Below are 20,265 nucleotides of genomic sequence, written 5' to 3' on the forward strand. Positions count from 1 at the left end.
ACCACGAGGTCGTACAACGCCACACCTCCTATAAATTAGTCATCGAAGAATGTTATAAAACGACTGAAAATCTTTCTGAATGTTCAGCCAAAAAATGGTATTCCTCCCACTATAACTGCCGGCAGCGGACGAGGATTTATAAATCCATTGACGTTAAAGACCGAATTATTACAGTAATACCACAGAAAAATATGGTATTGAACCTAAAGACGACTATATTTTAACATACACCCTACAAGAAAAAATTTTATTGTGGTCAACCAACGTCAACCAGCGCGGCGGAGTAGTAGCGGCTGGTTATGCTAACTGATTTCAAGGGCTTGACCCACATTCTAGTTCAACAAAAAATCTTGACCCAAAAACAAATTCTGTCAGCTCTGGATCAGGCCCAGAAGATCTGATCTCTTCGACTTTCTTACATTATCTTATAACTCAAAAAATTATACCTTCAAAGGAGATAGAAAAGGCTTGCGCAAATTATTTTGGGTTCAAAACTATTGATTTAAATAAGTCTTCAGACTGATTTCTAACGGAACTGCTGCCACGCAATTATTTAAAATATTATGCTTTTCTTCCTCTTCTTGAAAATCCAAATACGCTCATGATTAGCAAACCTGCGGTTTTACTACTGATTGAAAAATTACAATTTTAAACTAATAAACAATATAAAATAGTTTTTGCTCCTTACAATCAATTTATTGTCTTAATAAATAAATTAACCAGCCAACAGATTTACAGTTCTGCAATTCATATCAAGAGTACTGTTATAGAATTAGTAAACCAGATTCTCACCGACGCCATTTACCGAGAAGCTTCCGATATTCACTTTGAACCAATGAAACAGTATTATCGCATTCGAATACGAGTTGATGAAATTTTATATCCGATAATAGAGTTATCCCTGACGCAATCAGCAGCAATTTTCAGTCGGTTAAAAGTGATCATAAAGTTAGATATTTCAGAGAAGAGTCTTCTTTAAGATGGTTGGTTTCAATTTACTGCGTCCATAAACCTAACTCGAGATTGTCGCCTCAGTAGTTATTCAACAATATCTGAAGAGAAAATTATCATTTGTTTATTGAACCCAGTTCACCATTTGTTGAATTTAGAAGAACTTGGATTGGATGAAAGATCACAACAATTATTCATAAAGAAAATTGAACAACCTCAGGGCTTGATCCTAATCGCTGGGCCCAACGGAAAGCAGGAAAACAGTTTTGCTTTACGCAGCTCTTAACCATATTAATTCCTTTCAAAAAAATATTTCTACCGTAGAATATCTGATCTAAATTCAACTTGCTGGTATCAATCAAGTGGCTGTTAACAAAAAATTAGGGTTCAATTTTTTGACTATTCTGCGAACTTTTTTTACGCCAAGATCCTAACATTATCATGATTAGCAAAATCCGTGATCTTGATACAACCTCAATCGCTATACGTGCCTCTTACACTGGGCATCTTGTTTTAGCCACTTACATACTAACAGCACATCCGAATCCATTGCTTGTTTAATAGATATGGGTATTGAACCCTTCAATATTTTGTTAACACGCTCAAACTCGTCATTGCTCAGCGATTAATTCGTTGTCTCTGTTCCCATTACAAAGCCACTCTTCCACCCTATACTTTCTGTTCAAACGGCTATTAAGGGCGAACCAGTATCTATGAATTATTATCTCTTACCTCGACCTATCCATGAACTTATTTTAAATAAATATTGAGCGTAGATTATTGTAGAACAAGCTGTAAAAGAAGGTATACAAACTCTCTAGAAAGCAGGTTTAACGAAAGTAGCAGCAAACATTACCGATCTTACAGAGCTCCATCGCGTTGTTCAGGAAGACAGTTATGTTTAATTTTTGGTATAAGAGAATCAAGCGAAAAGCTATTGTTATTTTTTCAGTTCTTAAATATATTAGTTAATGCTAGGTTTTCCAAAAGACGCTCTCTTTCCTTATGATATTATTGGCTTTAGTCATTAGAAATCTCGTTATTTCTATGTATTTACCTTTATTCCAAATGGGTTCCGTTTTATAAAATAAGGCATGTTTTTATGCAATTTATTTCAAACTTTCAAGCCAATTTTTATATTATTGTTGCTATAAGTACTCTTATGAGATTAGTAAGAGGTAGTTTTCTAAATGTCGTTATTGTTTGTTACCTTATTATTTTGGAAATTGAATGGCCCCGCAAATGTCAGCGTCATCTCAATTTTCCTCTTGAACCAAAGCTAAATTTCTCATTCCTTACTCACACTGTTCGCAATCTAAAAAGCCTATAAAAATTATTCACAATATACCCTTAGTGAGGTACTTACTATTGCGGGGACGCTGTGTCAATTGTTACAAGAAAATACAGACATATTACATTCTGGTAGAATTCTTGTCTGCTGTTCGTTTTGATTGTGATTCGTTATCAAATTACCTAGTATTCGCTAGCTGCTCTCTTATTTACATGGCTATTAATCGTACTTTTTTATTGATCTTCACAAGCAATTCTTACCGGATAGCATCACCTTACCCACATTGTGGCTTGGACTTTTTTAAAGTTTGTTCTCAGTTTTTACGACACCTCATTACGCCATCTTCGGCGCTATATTGAGTTATAGGCTCCTGTGGATTACAGCTATTTTCTATCGATTAATCCGCGGAAAACAAGGCATGGGGCATGGAGATTTTAAAATGCTGGGAGATGATTGGTTCCTGGTTAAGAGCTCAGGCTGTATTAAATTACACTCTTATTGGGTGTATTTCTGGGTCTTCTATCTAGTATTCTCCTCCTTTTTCTGGAAAAAATATCTTTCAAAAATCCGATTCCATTTGGTCCCTTTATTACTATTAGAGTCTGGGTTATCCTTTTATGAGAACCAGCACTATTATATACGCTTTATTTTCTTCTTTATTTTAATCTTCTTTACTTTAAGGATGGAAAATGTTACGAATTGGTTTAACTGGAGGAATTGGCAGCGGTAAAAGCACTGTTGTAAATTATTTTGCTGAATTGGGGATTCCTATCATCGACGCTGATGAAATTGCCCGTGAAATTACGATCTTGAGCCAAGTAGCATTTAAAAAAATTGTGGCGCATTTTGGAAAGAAAATTCTAAATGGAGAAAACTCGTTAAATCGCTCTCGATTACAAAGATTAATCTTCAAATATCCACAAGAACGACAATGGTTGGAAAACTTATTACACCCTCTTATTATTTTGAAAATGAAGGAAAAGCTTGAAGAAATAAACTCTCCTTATTGTATTTTAGTGATTCCTTTATTAGCAAGGACTAGACATTCAATAAATTATCTTGATCGCATTTTAGTGGTTGATGTCCCTGTATTTTTGCAAATTCAGCGCACAAAAATACGTGATCATCTTTCTGACAAACAGATTGAATTAATTCTTGAATCACAAAGCAGCCGCGAAGAACGGCTAGCCATGGCGAACGATGTGATTGTTAATGATAAAACGCTTCCGGCATTAGGTGAGGCAGTATTTCAGCTACATGTCCAATACCTGAAATTGGCTAAATAATGAATAAAAAAACAGAGATTAAATCAGCTGCCTCCCATTGAGAAGCCTCTTGAACAAAAAATTAAGCGAAGGAAAATTTTTAAATAAGCAAAACACGCTTCTCTGGAACTTTATCCTACTACTTCTTATTTTTCTGATCAAAATTTCATGTTATGATGAATAAATAGATGAAGAACCTCAACAGCCATGATCGAAGAGACTATTACTTATGAACAGCCACTTAATGAGCTTATCCGAATTTGTCTGAGGCTTGAGCACCTTTTTTGTCAACTTCACTCCAACCTCAATGCTTCTACCTCAGGAGGAAGTCATTTAGCTATGTTAGCTTTGCTCAAATCATTAAACGTTATCGACCGCCCCAACTTAAAGAGTAAGCTTACTCAAGCCCTTGCCCAACAAGCCTCTACTCTTGCCCAATTAAAACACTTATCCCAAATCGATGGCTATAAACTGCAAAAATTATTGACCATCCTTGATCAGCACATTAATCAATTGCATCAGATACCAGGAAGAATAGCTGAGAATCTTCGCCAAAATACTTCTTGAACCAAATTCGCGTTCATTTACATAATCCAGCAGGTCCTTGCAACTTCACTACCCCTTCTTATTCATTATGGTTGCGCCAACCTAGCGAAAATCGTATTGCTGACTTACAAAACTGGGCGGGGGAATTTAAATCGTTATCCCTAATGATTAATACCATTTTACAGATCACTCGCGAAAGTACCTCTCCTCAAAATGTTGTCGCACAAGAGGGTTTTTTTCAACAAACGCTTGTTAATTCACCCTGTCAACTCATCCAATTAACTTTGCCTATCAAAAAAAGGTTTATCCAGAGATTTCTGCAGGTAAACATCGTCTTATCATCCGTTTTTTATCATTAGATGTTAAGGACAATAGCAGCAGTAACAAAAGCGTCTCTGACGATATTTTCTTTATGTTAAATTGCTGCAAGATTTAATAAACGATGAATAATCAACTTATTGGGTTTAGGAAAAGATAATTCTTGTAATTTCTTCAGCGGAACAAACTTAATCTCTTGACCCTCTAAGCCACGAGGATGTCCCGTAAATTCTTTAATTTGCCATACATGTAAAATAACTTCGTTTCATCATATGAATGATGAATATTCATAAATGGCTGTGCTGTCAAAACTGTTATATTTACCTCTTCTTTTAATTCTCGACATAACGCTTCATAACTATTTTCACCCGATTCTAATTTTCCTCCAGGAAACTCCCAAAGCCCTCTTCCTTGAGCCATATGCATAGGCCGCAATGACACAAGAACTTCATTTTCTAAATTAATAACAAGACCAATAGCCACATGAAGAAGGGAGCCACTCATCTGATAGAATAGGTTAGGTTAATTTTCCGTGACAATATTTATATTTCTGGCCACTACCACAAGGGCAAGCTTCATTGCGCCCAATTTTAGGTTGGGAGCGTACAAAAGGCTGCACGGACTCAGCTTCAGCGATAGTAACATCTGTTTCGCCTTGCAAGGCAGTCATTTCAGCATGTTGATATTGCAATTCGGTAGTCGGTTGGTGAAATAATCGTTGCTGCTGCTCAACTACTTTTTCTTCCGTCGTGATTTCTAATTTCGATAAAGTAGCAACAACCTCATATTTAAGTCGCGCTAACATTTGCGTGAATAATTCAAAAGATTCACGCTTATACTCTTGTGCAGGATTTTTTGAGCATAACCACGCAAATGGATACCTTGTCGCAAATGATCCATTGCTGCCAAATGGTCCTTCCAATGATGATCCAATAATTGCAGCATAATTGTTTTTTCCACATCGCGCATAACGTTTGAACCGACTCTCGCTTCTTTTTCTTTGTAGCCATGGGTAATCTCGTCAATTATCCGCTGATGCAATGTTTCTTCATCCAGAGCTTCGTCTTTTTCAAGCCATTCCGTGATAGGAAAAGCCACACCAAAATCTTCACGAATCTGCTTCTCTAAGGCCGTGACATCCCATTCTTCTTTTAAACTTTGAGGCGGTACAAAAAGATTAACCATATCACTCACTGCTTCTTCATGAATTGCTTCAATGGTATTGGCAATATTATCGGCTTGTAATAATTCAAATCGTTGCTGATAAATTACTTTACGTTGGTCATTAGCTACATCATCATACTCTAACAACTGCTTTCGAATATCAAAATTCATTCCTTCTACACGTTTTTGGGCCTTTTCAATGGCGTGACTAATCCATTTATGTTCAATAACGTCTTCTTCTTTTACTCCTAAGCGACGCATCATATTGGACATTCGTTCAGCGACAAAAATGCGTAGCAAATTATCTTCTATTGAAAGATAGAATTGGGAAGATCCAGGATCGCCTTGTCGTCCTGAACGACCACGTAATTGATTATCAATGCGGCGAGACTCGTGACGTTCAGTTCCTAATACGTGTAACCCCCCTGCCACAATAACGGTGTCATGTCGTTTTTGCCACTCTACTTTACGCTTTTTAATTTCTTCCTCAGACAGGTTATCCAATTCAGCCAATTCAGCTTCCAAATTTCCACCTAAAACAATATCGGTCCCACGTCCAGCCATATTCGTGGCAATGGTCACCGCCCCCGAACGCCCTGCTTCAGCAATAATTTTCGCCTCACGCTCATGATTTTTAGCATTCAAAACTTCATGTTTTATATTGGCCTTTTTTAAAACCGTGATACTACTTCAGACGCTTCAATGGAAGCAGTTCCAATTAACAATGGTTGTCCTTTTGCACGACGTTTTTTAACTTCTTCAACAATCGCCTGGAGTTTCATTTTGGAAGTTAAGTAAACTTGATCCGGCTCATCTCGGCGAATCATCGGTCTGTTAGTAGGAATGACGACAACCTCCAAACCATAGATTTTCTGTAATTCAAACGCTTCGGTATCCGCCGTACCTGTCATTCCGGACAGCTTTTCATAAAGGCGGAAATAATTTTGGAAAGTAATCGTCGCCAAGGTTTGATTTTCTAATTCAATAGGAACACCTTCTTTTGCTTCAACTGCTTGATGCAAACCATCAGACCAACGACGTCCTGGCATTAACCGCCCCGTATGTTCATCAACAATAATCACCTCGTTATTTTTTATAATGTAATGAACATCTCGGTGGAACAGTGCATGTGCACGCAAAGCGGCATATACATAATGCATTAACGATATGTTTGCCACATCATATAAGCTTTCTCCGGCTTTCATGAGCCCTTCTTTTACAAGCAAAGCTTCAATGGTTCGGTGACCTTGTTCCGTCAGATAAACTTGTCGATTTTTTTCATCCATGATATAATCCCCACCATCTTCTTTCAAAACCTCTTCTTCTTTTTGCCCTTCTTCCATTTTTTGTAATCTTAAGAAGGGAACGAGTTTGTTTATTTTGATATAAAGATCCGAGGACTCTTCCGCCTGACCTGAAATAATTAAAGGTGTTCGGGCTTCGTCAATTAAAATTGAATCGACTTCGTCGATAATGGCATAATGCAATGGACGCTGAACACGTTGGTCCAGGCTAAAAACCATATTGTCCCGTAAATAGTCAAAACCAAATTCATTATTGGTACCATAGGTGATATCTGCTGCATAAGCAGCTTGCTTTTCTGCAGGCCCCATTCCTGGTACGTTAATTCCCACCGTCAAACCCAGAAATTCGTAAATAGGCTTCATCCATTCCGCATCACGTTTAGCTAAATAATCGTTTACAGTGACAAGATGGACACTTTTTCCAGTGAGGGCGTAAGATAAGCAGGCATCGTTGCTACCAGCGTTTTCCCTTCACCCGTACGCATTTCTGCAACTTTACCATTGTGAAGAGCAATTCCCCCTATTAATTGGACATCAAAGTGACGGAGCCCTAGGGTTCGGATGCTCGCCTCGCGCACTAGAGCAAACACTTCGGGTAATAGTGCGTCCAGATTTTCACCTTCCTTAAGTCGCTTCTGAAATTCACTGGTTTTGGCACGCAAAACCTGATCAGATAGAGCCTTAATCCCGGGTTCTAAGGCGTTAATTTTGAGGAGTGTCTTGGAATAGCTTCTGAGCAACCGTTCATTGCGAGTACCAACTACTTTCTTAATAAGATTGCCAAGCATAAACGGCATTGTATATTATTGATGGATGAAGGGGAATTTTCTCATAGTATGAAGTAAATGCAAACCAGTGATGCCAAATCGATTAAAGAGTGTTTTCAAACAAATTCACTTAAGCTACTTGTCCAAAAAGCACAGCAAATCCTCGCAGTGGAAAGATTTTTGAATCAAATTCTGCCTCCAGAAATTGTTCCTCATTGCCGAATTATGAATCTTTCGCAGGGAACGTTAACCCTCCAGTTAAAGAACCCAGTTTGGGCCACCCGAGTTCGCTACTTAGTTCCTCATTTATTGGAACAGCTTGCTCAACAAGATCTTGCGATTCAGAAGATCCAATGTCGGGTTCGACCCGATTTATAGAAGAGATAGGCGCAGCAGCCTCAAATATCAATTTAAAGCCGCGTCAGATTTACTAATAATTTCTAATGGTTAAAAGAAAGTATATAAGTTGCGTCTGGATGATATCTTTCGTTACGTCAGAATTTCTGCTAGAGTAAAATAGATGCGGACCTTCAGTCCGAGAATTTACTTCATTTGAGCTCTGGGTTATTGGCATCTTGGCACAAACTTCTGAGACCTTCTCGCGGAGGTAATTCTTATTTACCAGAATAGTAGGAAGAATTAACCGTTGGTGTAAGTAATTGCAACTCAAATGTTGTTTTCATTAACTCACTTTCTTCGTGAGGAAAAATAATGTCCTTTAATGCAGCCATCAATAACTCCTGATAGTTATCTATGACTTTTTATAGTTGCTTTTGGCAGTTCTTTCGCAGAAATGGTCCTAAGAGCTTCTTCTACCTCCTTCTTAACATCCTTATCAGGGGGGGGGTAAACCTTCCAATAAAAGGCATACCTACAAACAGCTATAAGCTCATAAGTTTTTTGTGCTTCCGGCTTTTCTAAAAAGAGATTTGAAGGCTGCAATTCCTTGTCAGTTTGTGTCAGTTTGTAAACACGCCTTTGTAGTTTCTACCATGCAATCTCCTAAATCGACGATAATACCTAACATTTGGTGTATACGAAGTTTATAAGGAACAGCAATTAATAACGTAAATGTTATCGAAGGAATTACCAATGATAATTATTAACTACCACGGACTATGACTTCTTGATCCGTCCAGTCAATTACCTCGCAAGCCGATGAAGCAGGCGATTTTACTACGGTTTACCAAATTCTAAAATTTTTTCCTGTGAAAAAATTAATAGCATCGATTATTTCTTTCTCAGCTGCATTAATTAATTTTATACTTTCAACTTTTAAGCAATTTATTTCTCGCTCTACGTTAGGGCACCCCCACAGCAACAACGCCATCTTTTATAGTACTCCCAACCGATTCAACTTCTCCACTCGCTATATCTTTAATAGCGTTAATTCTGTTAATAGCATCGTTAACTATTTGAATTTTTTGTTTTTTCAGCTCTTCACTAAATTTTTAAGTTCCTGCTCACTTATTTTTTTGGCTTCATTAAATTTTTTTAGAGAAGACGCAACAAGGATATCCAATTCGCTTTTTTATGTCTATTTTTATTTTTTTTCAATTTGCTCTTTGGAGCTATTTAAAGCGGAATTAAATAATTTTCCAGGTTCCTTTCTTATTTTATCAGGATTAAATTTATCAAAGAAATATCCAATACGGCGTTTTTTCTGATATGAGGTGAGGTGTGCGGCTCCCCACTTACTTATTTCCCTTTATACTTATTTTATTCCCTTTAATAAGGTTAGCATAAGGTTAGCTTGTATTTCATTTAATTTTACTGAAAAAATGGCATGAGCAAAGGAATTGTAAAACGGAGTTTCTATCATGATAAGGTTAAAGACTAAATCAAGGGTAAATTCACTGGTTTCCAAACTTGTTCACTTGATCCGAAGCAAAAGATAATTCATTATAAATGAATTCTTTAACAACTTGAATTACTAAAAAAGTTTTCCAACTGAAATAATAGCCTGCGACCAGGAAAATAAATAGATGTAGAAGAAAACTACTAAAAGAAAAATTAGCAAAAATCTTCGATACATCAGGAAAAGTCCATGACTGATTTTTTCTAATTTTTTCAATCTTTTTTTTCGATGTTCTTCGCTAATTTCATAATTGACTCATTGTCAAAGAATTTTGAGTTTTTATTCTTTCCACCCAATCAGCTAATTCAGCAGATAATAGGCGGGAAGATGGTCGATCATTGACATTTCTATTATAGTTTCTTTAGCAGGTCTCGTAATTTCTTCTCATTTGAATTTAATTATTATTTAAAATAATATGACAGATTATATTCTGAAATTATTAAGATATTATTAAAAATAATATTTTTGGGAATAATTAGAATAGCAGTACTTTTTAGCTGTGAAGTGATTTTATTTTTCAGAATGAGAATAAAATTTTCTAAATAGGAATATTTTATTTATAACAAAATAAAAAATGTCCATTTTCGTCGTTCATACAAAATAGGAATAAGCCTCCATGCGGCATCAAAGGAACAATTAATTTATCCGATCAGATTAAGCAGTTACAGCGGTGGGAGTAAAAGCAAATGGTAATTCTGAAGAATCTTTGAAAGTAATAATTTCCCAAACTTCTTTTTGAGCTAATAATTTCTTTAATAAAGAACTATTTAGAGTGTGACCAGATTTAACCCCGTGGAAAGCTCCAATTAGTCCATAGCCTAATAAATAAAGATCACCAATCACATCGAGGATTTTATGTTTAACGAATTCATCAGAATAACGCAAGCCATCTTGGTTTAAAATTTTATATTCATCTAAGACAATCGCATTATCCAAGCTAGCACCTAGGGCTAAATTATTTTTTCGAATAAATTCATAGTCCGACAAAAAACCAAAAGTGCGTGCACGAGAAACTTCTTTTACATAGGAAGTGCTCGAAAAATCAAGAGTTGCATTTTGGTTCTGTTTATTAAATAAAGGATGATCGAAATCGATACTAAAACTAATTTTAAATCCGTTATAGGGTTCAATCATTACACTTTTTTCGCCGTCTTCTACCTTAATCCTTTTTTTAATTCGAATAAATTCTTTAGCAGCATTTTGTTCTTCAATCCCAGCCGACTGGATTAAAAATACAAAAGGACCAGCACTTCCATCCATAATGGGAAGTTCTGGTGAAGTGAGATCAATATATAAATTATCAATACCAACACCCGCTAAAGCGGATAATAAATGTTCGACAGTAGCCACCCGAACATCGTTTTTTGCTAAACAAGTCGATAAACTGGTATCACCAATATGATTAACTGTGGCAGGAATTTCTACAACAGGATTTAAATCCGTTCGGTAAAAGATAATGCCAGTATTGGATGGCGCGGGACGGAGGGTCAAATAAACTTTTTCGCCAGTGTGAACACCAACACCGGTTGCTCTGACAACATTTTTCAGAGTTCTTTGCTTGATCATTATTTCAATCCTTTCCCAAAAAGAGGCGCATTCTAGCATATCCTTTATTTAAATTTAACAGGAACACAATTATCCCCCAAAAAAGAGAGAGGCACGTTTTACAAACGTTAATCTTCTTCCTGACGGCGTAAAAAAGCAGGAATATCTAAATATTCAAAATCACGGTCTCGCTGTTCCTTTATTTCCACTGTTCGTTTAGAGGGTTCTTGGTTTCGCATATACGTCGGTCGATCCAATTGGTGATAATCCAACGTGCCATCGTTTTTTGTATTTTTTACAGGTTTAAGAGGCATACTAGCACCTCGACTATTTTGCGTACCAAGTCCAGTAACCACAACAGTCACTCGTAATTCATCGCTCATTTCAGAATCGATTACTGTGCCAACCACTACCGTTGCGTTTTCCGATGAAAATGCTTTAACAGCTTCACCTACTTGCTCAAATTCTCCGATAGAAAGATCCATTCCGGAGGTAATATTTACCAATACTCCACGGGCACCTGTGAAATCTACGTCTTCCAATAATGGGCTAGCAATAGCTGCTTCGGCGGCTTCGCGTGCACGATTTTCACCACTGCTAACACCCGTCCCCATCATAGCCATACCCATTTCGGACATCACTGTTCGCACATCCGCAAAGTCCACGTTGATTAAACCCGGACGGGTGATTAAATCCGCAATACCTTGCACTGCACCTAACAATACGTTGTTGGCAGCTTTAAATGCATTTAATAAGGTAATATTTTTACCCAGCACATTAAGCAATTTATTATTAGGAATAGTAATTAAGGAATCGACATATTTAGTTAATGCTTTAATTCCTTCTTCAGCCACTTCCATTCGCTTTTTACCTTCAAAAACAAACGGCTTGGTCACAATAGCGACGGTTAATATTCCTAATTCTTTAGCCACTTCCGCAAATATTGGCGCCGCCCCGGTTCCAGTACCGCCCCCCATGCCGGCCGTTAAAAAACCATATCAGTCCCTTCGAGAATTTCTCGAATCCGATCATGCGCTTCTTCAGCTGCCTGACGTCCAATATTCGGATCTGCACCCGCACCCAAACCTTTTGTTATTTCTTCACCTAACTGGAGCACGATTCGAGCACTGGAACGACCCAATGCTTGAGCATCGGTGTTCGCACAAACGAATTCGACGCCATCAATACTTTCAGCAATCATATGCTCGATTGCATTTCCGCCACCCCCTCCGATACCAATTACTTTTATTTGGGCATCTTGGGGTGAAGTTTCGCCAAGCTCAAACATGCTCTTTCTCCTAAAAATTCCCCTGGAACCAACTTTTCATTCGTTGCCATAAACTCAAACTGTGATCTAAATCAAACGTCGCTGGATTGTTGTTTTGATTTTGATGACCGTGGATCAATAAGCCGACTGCTGTTGCATAAATAGGATTATCTCGAACATCTGCTAATCCGTTAACGTACTGAGGCAGCCCCAGTCGGACGGGCATTTGGAAAATTTTTTCACCCAATTCAACACATCCGAAAATTCGCGAAGCACCGCCTGTCAAAACGATACCAGCAGAAATTAAGTCTTCAAAGCCACTACGTCGCAATTCGGTCAATACCAATTCGAATAATTCCTCATAGCGCGCAGCAACTACCTGAGCTAGTGCTCTTTTGGGGACTTGTTTTGGTGGTCGTTTAGCAACACTCGGGACCTGTATGGTTTCTTCAGGATCAACTTCTGCCGGCAATGCTGACGCGTGCTTCATTTTAATTTGCTCAGCATATTGCGTAGGAGTGCGCAAAGCTACCGCTACATCGTTGGTTACATGATCGCCCGCAATCGGAATAACATAAGTATGACGAATAGCCCCTTCTGTAAAGATAGCCATATCCGTGGTACCCCCGCCAATATCAACCATGCAAACACCTAATTCTTTTTCATCATCAGTCAATACCGAATGGCTCGAAGCAAGCTGTTCCAAAACGATATCATCCACTTGCAACCCGCAACGGCGAACACATTTGGTAATATTCTGAGCAGCACTCACGCGCCGGTAACGATATGTACTTTCGCTTCCAAGCGACGCCTGACATTCCCACAGGTTCGCGAACACCTTCTTGGTTATCAATGATGAATTCTTGCGGCAAAATATGGAGTATTTTTGATCAGCAGGAATAGCCACTGCTTTCGCTGCATCGATTACCCGATCTACATCCGATTGATTAACTTCGCGATCGCGAATTGCTACAATCCCATGAGAATTTAAACTGCGAATATGACTACCGGCAATCCCAGTGTAAGCAGAGCGAATTTCACAGCCAGCCATTAATTCTGCTTCCTCAACTGCGCGCTGAATTGATTGTACGGTTGATTCAATATTAACTACCACACCACGTTTTAATCCACGCGATGGATGTGTTCCAAAACCAATAACTTCAATTTGGTTATCTTGGCCCCCTTCTCCAACGAGCACAGCTATTTTGCTAGTGCCAATATCTAACGCAAAAATAAGATTTTTTTCCGGATTTTTCGGCATAGTTGCCAAAGTCTCCCTGTGTCTCCACTTACATTGACTGTTAAATCATTAGTATAAGCGATATACCTTGAAAGCACTATTAAAAATTAATCGTAATCCTAGAACTCTTTTTTAAATTTTATTACTCTTAAATATATTTTTTTAAAAAATCAAAATCTTATAATATTTTCTTCATTTTATACTTAAAATTAAGAGAGCGTCTAAAATTAATTCAATTCAGGATTACAAATATAATCTAAAACTTGTACAATTTTGCATTACTTGGTAGAAAAAGGCATACTTTAAAAAATAATCTCAATAAGATTAACAAGTAAAAAAAATTTCACGAGTGTCTTTTTAATTGCTCTATTCTTCTGCTGTACGCCCCTGATTTTCGCCCATTCTTGTACATAAATACGCCATCTTAATGAGACAGCAACCCAACGTTGGAACCAAGGCAATCTCGAACAATATTTGAAAATCTATCATAACTCTCCGGACCGTTATACATCACGCATTCTCTCGTTCACGGATACTCTCAAATCCAAGAAAATTTAATCCATCGCTTTCCCAACTCAAAAGCGATGGGAAAACTAACTTTATTCCCTTATCAGATCGATCGGTTATCACAGGATTATGTTTTAGTTGTGGGTCGTTATTATTTAAAGCAGACTTCAGGAAACATTTTTTCTAATGCTTTTTACAACCCTTTTCCAACACACTCAAGCAGGTTGGAAAATAATCGTAGACCATACTTCATAAAATGAAAAATCTTTTAACAAAATTATTCAAGACTACCCCGTTCTTTCCGAAAAAAATACGCCACTGGTAATAACTCTGTCATGCAGGATCTGGCTTATTATGGTTAACGCCCTGAAATCAAGGTAGTAGCTTGTTTCGATTCGCGCGTTGATCCCGTTTTAGTTCTTCAGTGCGACCTAGGGAAATTATTTGTAGTGCGTAATGTGGCGAATATTATCCCACCCTATGAATTTGGAATTTATTACTTACAAGTAAAACATTTTCCTTTCCATTCAAACCCAAGCTAATGCAACATCGCTCATCGGCTTATTGCTTCTTATGCCTCTATTAGTTTTCTTTCACTCTTTTCTTTCACTCTTTTCTTTCACTCTTTTTATTAACTATTTTTGGCATTCTGCAAACCATGGCTGTTAACGCAGAGCCAAACAATTCAGGCGCTTTGCTAATGAAAACGCGTCATCCAAACGTAAAGGTTTTATGACCATGTGGCGATGAAAGATTATTAAGGCGCGCTCTCTCAGTCATTTTTTGAAGATACCCTATCTGTTTTTTTATTAGTACGAGATTTAGCAAGAGCTTAACCGACTTGCCGATTTTTCGGCTCGAAATTAACAACCCATATTACCATTGGCGTCACTAATTATTCCGATCTCAGTTATAAACCAAGCTTTGAATTTAATGGAGGTTTACCGTTCTATCAAAAATTACGATAAACTTATTCAAACGTTAAAGAAAATCCTTTCTTTTGAAAGACGTTTCGTAACGCGTTGGCAACTTTGTTTGTCTCAGCGGTGAGGATCTGCGATAGAAGAAGCCCTTGCTAAAAGGACTCAGCACGAAAACCAAGGACCCACGCGGCATCAACGCCTTGCATTGGGTGACACTGAGTGGGAACGCAACTGCGATAAGGCTTATTCGCAGTCGCTTGAGAATCCAACCTGGCGCAAATAATGATGCTAATAATATGAATCTCCTGTATATGGCGACCTTAAAAGTGGTTCTCTTGAAGCTATACGATGTGCCCATGAAGAATTTGAGGTTGCAAGAGATTTCACAAGACACCCAGGATGCTAATGTGCTCGACCTCGCCGCACAAAATAATTTTGTCGAAGGAATGAAATACGCTATTAATTTTGGAAATTAATCCCCATAGCGGAGATATGAGGATGGGCAGAATGCATTGCATTACGCTGCTCGCAGCAATGCTATACGCGTAATGAAATATTGAGTAGAAACGCTTAATATTCCCAAGGATTGCATGCGGAGACGGCGATGGCACGGACATACTTCTTTCGGCAGCGAGAAAATGTGCTATTGAAGCAATGAATTCTTCCATCACGGAGTGGGGAATTCCTGCGAACAGCCTCGATAGGATGGAAGATAATATATTGCTTCTCCACCGCCCAAAGCCGTTCTGTCGAAGCTATAAAATACGCAATTACAGTCTTATTACAGTCTTTGTAACCACTGCATATGACTATATGCGAGGCTCAAAATCCTGAGCTTCTGGTTACCCTGCGTCTTCTCGCCCTCCTTCGTAGCAGAAATCGACAATCTACTCGCACACTACATTGTTCCGCCTAGAATCGAAATACCAAGACGGTATCTTTTATTCTTCAGTTAACGGCTAGCCTGGACATTAATCTTAATTTGATAGACCTCTTAGGAATATGATGCTCAACACTATGGGAAATTCTCCGCCAATCGAGAGGCAATTGCTGAACTACTGGCGGGCTACACCTGTCCCGCAAATTAGGGAAACCCTTATTGTGGGATTTGCTCGCTAGCTTAGGAATTAAAAATATCAGCCCCCTGGGAAGCCCAAACCACTAGTTTATCTATGGAAGAAAGGGAGGAAGGAAGGACCGGAGCCTCGTGCTACATTCTGGAGCAAATTAATTTCCTTCTGCATTAGAAGACGAGTTAGGGCGAGGGCGCGCTCTTCCATTGAACGGCTAAGCCATTGGGATAACGAAGATCGATATATTCAACGTGCTCGCTTCGATTCCCAATAATTTGACGATAAAAACGAACCAGCTTTTCAAATCGTTGATCGATATCTTCACGCCCCAAATAAACTTGGATATGATTGTTTAATACGAAAAACCAAGCTTCACGATCGCTTACCCGCAAGGCGGTTATTTTTATATGCAACGGTTCCAATAATCGATCAAATTGTTCAAATCGAGCAAGAACATTTTTTTCACTGCCTTCAGATCCTTTGAGTTCAGGCAAATCTTTAGGAATTGTCGCTATGGGCGGGTTAAACAATGTACCTATCTTGGATATTAATTGAGTTTTGTTCCATCGGGCTAAAGGCTTTTGCTCCGCGACTGCAATTTCTAATTCACTCGACCACATTCGCCGAATAGAAACATCATACACCCATGGTAACGACGTTAAAGCGGCTCGCAATTCACGAGCATTAAAAGAAAAAAACCCTCCGTTTATATGATGAATTATAATATTCTTTAATTCTGGTATTTGCAAGTGAATCCCGGTCGTGGTTATTTCAATCTGACGAAAAGGCAAGGTTTTAGGATTACGTAAGGTAAATATTCCCGCTAAAATCACAGCAAAAACGACTAGCCCTAAAAGAGAAGGAATTAATTTTCGCATTTGGATTGTCCACGAATATTTATTTTTCTTACGTGATTTCATGATCACCAATAATATGTACTTCTCTTATCAATTGGATGCTATGAATTTCATAAACTCGCTGGGCAACGTGTTGAATTAAACGTTCGATATCGGAAGAGTTTGCCTCGCCTTTATTTAAAATAAAATTAGCATTTTTTTCTGAAACTTCTGCATTACCGATTTTTTTTCCCTTCAATCCTGCAGATTCAATGAGTCGGGCCGCATAATTGCCCGGCGGATTTCGAAAAACGGAACCACAACTAAAAGTCCCAATGGGTTGAGAGCTACTGCGTTTTTTTAACAACTCACTTATGGCTTTCTTAGCTCTAGTAGCATCCCCCTGATTAAAACAAAAATAACCGGCGACAAAAAATTGATTGGTAAGACCCTGAATTTCGCGATAACTGATTTTAAACTCATCCGCTGTCGCTTATGGAGAACACCTCCATGGTCGACCATTTCCACACGAACAACATAACACCAGGTTTCTCCGCCGAAAGCACCAGCATTCATGCTAAAGCCCCACCTACGGTTCCCGGAATTCCCGAAAAAAAAGCGCCGTCCTCTAGCCCTTGGCTCGCGCAAAATTTTGCTAACTTAGCACAAGTTACACCCGATTCGGCACGGATCATTAATCGCTCATCTTCTTTAAAAAATGAAACGTCATTTAATCGGTTTAAAGTTAAAATTACTGTTCCTTTGATTCCACCATCCCGAATTAAAACATTACTCCCCAAACCCAACCAGGTTAATGGCTCACCAGGTGGTAATTGGCCAAGGAAATTTTGTAAATCTGCTAAATCAGCAGGCCGATAAAATCGTTCGGCATTACCGCCAACTCGCCAGGAAGTGTAACGCGCTAAATTATGGTTATAAATTAAATCCCCTCGTACATTATTAAATTTTTCTTCCCGCATGAAGAACCCTGCTAATTAAAAGAAACTCACTGGTGGGCTTCCGATTAAAGTGGTTGCGGCAGCTCCCACATTACCGGCACCTTGCAGAATAACTACGTCATTGGGTTGCACCAACTTTCGCAATATTTTCGGCAAATCTTGCAATCCTGGGACAAAAGCAGACTTTTTAGTGGTCTGTTGCTCGATAATCTTTAATAATGTTTTTCCATCGGCCCCTGGAATAGGTGTTTCCCCTGCACTATAAACCTCAAGCAATATTAATAAATCAGGCTCTGTTAAAACTGAAGCAAAATCGTCCATTAATTCTTGTGTCCGACTGTAACGGTGCGGCTGAAAAACAAGAATAAGCCGCCTTTTAGGCCAGGCAGCACGCGCCGCTGATAGAGTTGCTTTGATTTCATTCGGATGATGCCCATAATCTTCAATCACCAGCGCTTGTCCATTCGAAAGAACCATTCCACCTCGAATAGCAAAACGACGATCCACTCCAGGAAATTGCGCCAAGGATTTCAACATTTTTTTTCATCCATCCCAATTAATTCACCGACCCCTATGACCGCTAAAGCGTTAAGGGCATTATGGCGACCCGCTAGATTAAGCTTAACCGGCAAAGGCGATTTATCTTGTAACGAGCGATGAACTTGAAAATGGGTTTGTAACCCTTTTTGTAAATAATTATTCGCTCGATAATCGGCTTCCGCTGAAAATCCATAGCTAATCACTCTCTGAGATAACGTGGGAATTAATTCATTTAACACAGGATCATCCCTACACAAAACAGCCACTCCCCCTTGGGGAATTTGATGAAGAAATTGTACGTAGGTTTTTTCAAGCAATTAAAATCTCCTCCATAGGTGCTTAGATGGTCGGCATCGATATTTGTTATTATGCCAATGTTAGGATGCATATAGAGAAAAGATGCATCGCTCTCATCGGCTTCGGCAATAAAATAAGGTCCATTTCCCACCCGCACAGGCGTTTGGCTATCATTTAGCACACCACCAACCATAAACGTAGGATCTAAATCAGCAGTAACAAAAGTATTAGCCAGAAGAGCACTGGTGGTGGTTTTTCCATGGGCACCAGCCACTGCAATCGATTGGTAATCCACCATCATTTTAGCCAGCATTTGACCTCGCTTTAAGAGCGGGATTTTAGCTTGTTGGGCGGTAATGAATTCAGGGTTAGTCAACGTAATTGCGCTCGAATAAATAGCACAATCGGCCTGGATAACAGCTGTCCCGTTATGATTAAATATGATTTCAGCTCCTAAACGATGGAGCCTTTCGGTGTTTTTATTGGGAGCAATATCAGAACCACTAACTTGGTATCCCTTTTTCAATAAAATTTCAGCAAGCGCACTAACGCCAATTCCGCCAATCCCTAGGCAATGAATATGCTTAATTACTTTTCCATCCAGAATCATAACAGCTTCTTACATTCACTAATCACATTCTGCACGGCTTTAGGCTCCGCTAAATTTCGCGCACATTCTGCCATTGTTAACAGACGATTCCTGTCGCGAGCAAATTGCTCAAAATAAAGGATCAAACATTTTTCCGTTAATGATTTCTCTGGAATAATAACAGCAGCCCCTGCTTGCTCTAAAAAGCGACCGTTGTGAAATTGATGATCATCTACAGCATAAGGATAGGGAACAAAAATACTGGCTACACCTACCGCTGCAATTTCACTTACTGTTAAAGCACCCGAACGGCACACAATCAAATCAGCCCATGTGTAGGCCTTTGCCATATCATCGATAAATGCATCGATTCGTGCTTCGAAGTCCAGCATTTCATAAGCTCTTTTAAGCCACTCGAAATCCGCCTGACCCGTTTGATGCCATAGCATGAGTTCTTGGGGATTAGGATAATTCCTTAGAGCAGTCACCATTTTTTGGTTAATCAGACGAGCACCTTGACTACCCCCAAGACCAAAACTCGCAGAGGACCTTGCCGATTCAGCAAGCGGACTCGCGGCAAAGGCGTATTGATTAATTCAGCTCGGATAGGATTTCCGGTAGTCCTTACGCCCCCCCCCCAGTAAAAGCCCCCGGGAAAGCTTGTAGCACAGAGCGGGCTATTTTTGCTAACACACGATTAGTCAATCCCGCCACCGCATTTTGCTCATGAATTACCATTGGAGTACAAGTCAACCAGGCGGCAAGACCACCAGGCCCTGCCACATATCCTCCCATCCCTAAAATAATTTGGGGCTTCACTCGTCGGATCACTCGATAAGATTGAAAAACGGCTCGGGCCAGACGAAAAGGCAAAAAAAACTTCTGTAACAATCCTTTTCCTCGAAGTGCTCTAATTTGAATAAAACTCAATGGAAATTCCGGAGAAACCAGTTTCTTTTCCAAGCCGCTCGCAGTTCCTAACCAATAAATCTCTACGCCTTGCTGTTTCAGAGCACGTACCACCG

The 20,265-nt window shown here is 38.9% G+C and carries 12 protein-coding genes and 8 pseudogenes; 10 read left to right on the plus strand and 10 right to left on the minus strand.

Annotation, left to right across the window (positions count from 1 at the left end):
• The 7 genes and pseudogenes from B1F79_RS06090 to zapD (B1F79_RS06120) all read left to right on the plus strand — a co-directional run.
• Positions 1-224 (plus strand): annotated as a pseudogene (locus B1F79_RS06090) (hypothetical protein); the annotation flags it as partial.
• Between the two features lie 575 nt (positions 225-799).
• Positions 800-1,237 (plus strand): annotated as a pseudogene (locus B1F79_RS07155) (ATPase, T2SS/T4P/T4SS family).
• A 155-nt stretch (positions 1,238-1,392) separates the two neighbouring features.
• On the plus strand, positions 1,393-1,512 hold the full coding sequence (locus B1F79_RS06100; RefSeq protein WP_251366395.1) for an ATPase, T2SS/T4P/T4SS family: 120 nt from the start codon (positions 1,393-1,395) through the stop codon (positions 1,510-1,512).
• Positions 1,513-2,286: 774 nt separating this feature from the next.
• Positions 2,287-2,601, plus strand: a complete 315-nt coding sequence (locus B1F79_RS06105; protein ID WP_251366405.1) for a prepilin peptidase — start codon at positions 2,287-2,289, stop codon at positions 2,599-2,601.
• Between the two features lie 330 nt (positions 2,602-2,931).
• Positions 2,932-3,528, plus strand: a complete 597-nt coding sequence (gene coaE / locus B1F79_RS06110) for a dephospho-CoA kinase (protein WP_251366396.1) — start codon at positions 2,932-2,934, stop codon at positions 3,526-3,528.
• Between the two features lie 186 nt (positions 3,529-3,714).
• Complete coding sequence (zapD, locus tag B1F79_RS06115) at positions 3,715-4,074, plus strand: cell division protein ZapD (RefSeq protein WP_251366397.1); 360 nt, start codon at positions 3,715-3,717, stop codon at positions 4,072-4,074.
• A complete protein-coding gene (gene zapD / locus B1F79_RS06120; RefSeq protein WP_251366398.1) occupies positions 4,071-4,412 on the plus strand; it encodes a cell division protein ZapD in 342 nt (113 codons plus the stop codon). The genes zapD (B1F79_RS06115) and zapD (B1F79_RS06120) overlap by 4 nt, the downstream gene beginning before the upstream one ends.
• Before the next feature lie 163 nt (positions 4,413-4,575).
• On the opposite strand, the gene B1F79_RS06125 is transcribed toward zapD (B1F79_RS06120), so the two are convergent.
• Complete coding sequence (locus B1F79_RS06125; RefSeq protein ID WP_251366399.1) at positions 4,576-4,875, minus strand: NUDIX domain-containing protein; 300 nt, start codon at positions 4,873-4,875, stop codon at positions 4,576-4,578.
• A 13-nt stretch (positions 4,876-4,888) separates the two neighbouring features.
• Positions 4,889-7,627, minus strand: a pseudogene (gene secA, locus B1F79_RS06130) (preprotein translocase subunit SecA).
• Between the two features lie 57 nt (positions 7,628-7,684).
• On the opposite strand from secA, the gene B1F79_RS06135 reads away from it, so the two are divergent.
• The gene (locus B1F79_RS06135; RefSeq protein WP_251366400.1) at positions 7,685-7,984 is read left to right on the plus strand and encodes a DciA family protein; all 300 of its coding nucleotides are present in this window, start codon (positions 7,685-7,687) and stop codon (positions 7,982-7,984) included.
• A 571-nt stretch (positions 7,985-8,555) separates the two neighbouring features.
• On the opposite strand, the gene B1F79_RS06140 is transcribed toward B1F79_RS06135, so the two are convergent.
• From B1F79_RS06140 to ftsA, 4 genes and pseudogenes are all read right to left on the minus strand, one after another.
• Positions 8,556-8,699, minus strand: a complete 144-nt coding sequence (locus tag B1F79_RS06140; protein ID WP_251366401.1) for a hypothetical protein — start codon at positions 8,697-8,699, stop codon at positions 8,556-8,558.
• A 1,419-nt stretch (positions 8,700-10,118) separates the two neighbouring features.
• Complete coding sequence (lpxC, locus tag B1F79_RS06145; protein WP_251366402.1) at positions 10,119-11,030, minus strand: UDP-3-O-acyl-N-acetylglucosamine deacetylase; 912 nt, start codon at positions 11,028-11,030, stop codon at positions 10,119-10,121.
• A gap of 107 nt (positions 11,031-11,137) precedes the next feature.
• Positions 11,138-12,297 (minus strand): annotated as a pseudogene (gene ftsZ, locus B1F79_RS06150) (cell division protein FtsZ).
• A gap of 10 nt (positions 12,298-12,307) precedes the next feature.
• Entirely contained in the window at positions 12,308-13,537 is a 1,230-nt protein-coding gene (gene ftsA, locus B1F79_RS06155) for a cell division protein FtsA (RefSeq protein ID WP_251366406.1), read from the minus strand.
• Between the two features lie 762 nt (positions 13,538-14,299).
• Between ftsA and B1F79_RS06160 the strand changes: the two are divergent.
• Both B1F79_RS06160 and B1F79_RS06165 read left to right on the plus strand, forming a co-directional pair.
• Positions 14,300-14,538 (plus strand): annotated as a pseudogene (locus B1F79_RS06160) (carbonic anhydrase); the annotation flags it as partial.
• A gap of 608 nt (positions 14,539-15,146) precedes the next feature.
• Positions 15,147-15,422 (plus strand): hypothetical protein, encoded by a 276-nt coding sequence (locus B1F79_RS06165; protein ID WP_251366403.1) that lies wholly within the window; start codon positions 15,147-15,149, stop codon positions 15,420-15,422.
• A gap of 779 nt (positions 15,423-16,201) precedes the next feature.
• Here B1F79_RS06165 and B1F79_RS06170 read toward each other — a convergent pair.
• The 4 genes and pseudogenes from B1F79_RS06170 to murG all read right to left on the minus strand — a co-directional run bounded on the left by B1F79_RS06170 (position 16,202) and on the right by murG (position 20,263).
• Entirely contained in the window at positions 16,202-16,897 is a 696-nt protein-coding gene (locus tag B1F79_RS06170; RefSeq protein ID WP_251366404.1) for a cell division protein FtsQ/DivIB, read from the minus strand.
• Between the two features lie 28 nt (positions 16,898-16,925).
• Positions 16,926-17,835, minus strand: a pseudogene (gene murB, locus B1F79_RS06175) (UDP-N-acetylmuramate dehydrogenase).
• A gap of 15 nt (positions 17,836-17,850) precedes the next feature.
• Positions 17,851-19,261: pseudogene (gene murC, locus B1F79_RS06180) on the minus strand (UDP-N-acetylmuramate--L-alanine ligase).
• Positions 19,258-20,263: pseudogene (murG, locus tag B1F79_RS06185) on the minus strand (undecaprenyldiphospho-muramoylpentapeptide beta-N-acetylglucosaminyltransferase). Before murG ends, murC begins: the two co-directional pseudogenes overlap by 4 nt.
• Positions 20,264-20,265 lie beyond the last annotated feature (2 nt).

The sequence above is a fragment of the Coxiella-like endosymbiont of Rhipicephalus sanguineus genome, assembly GCF_018687865.1.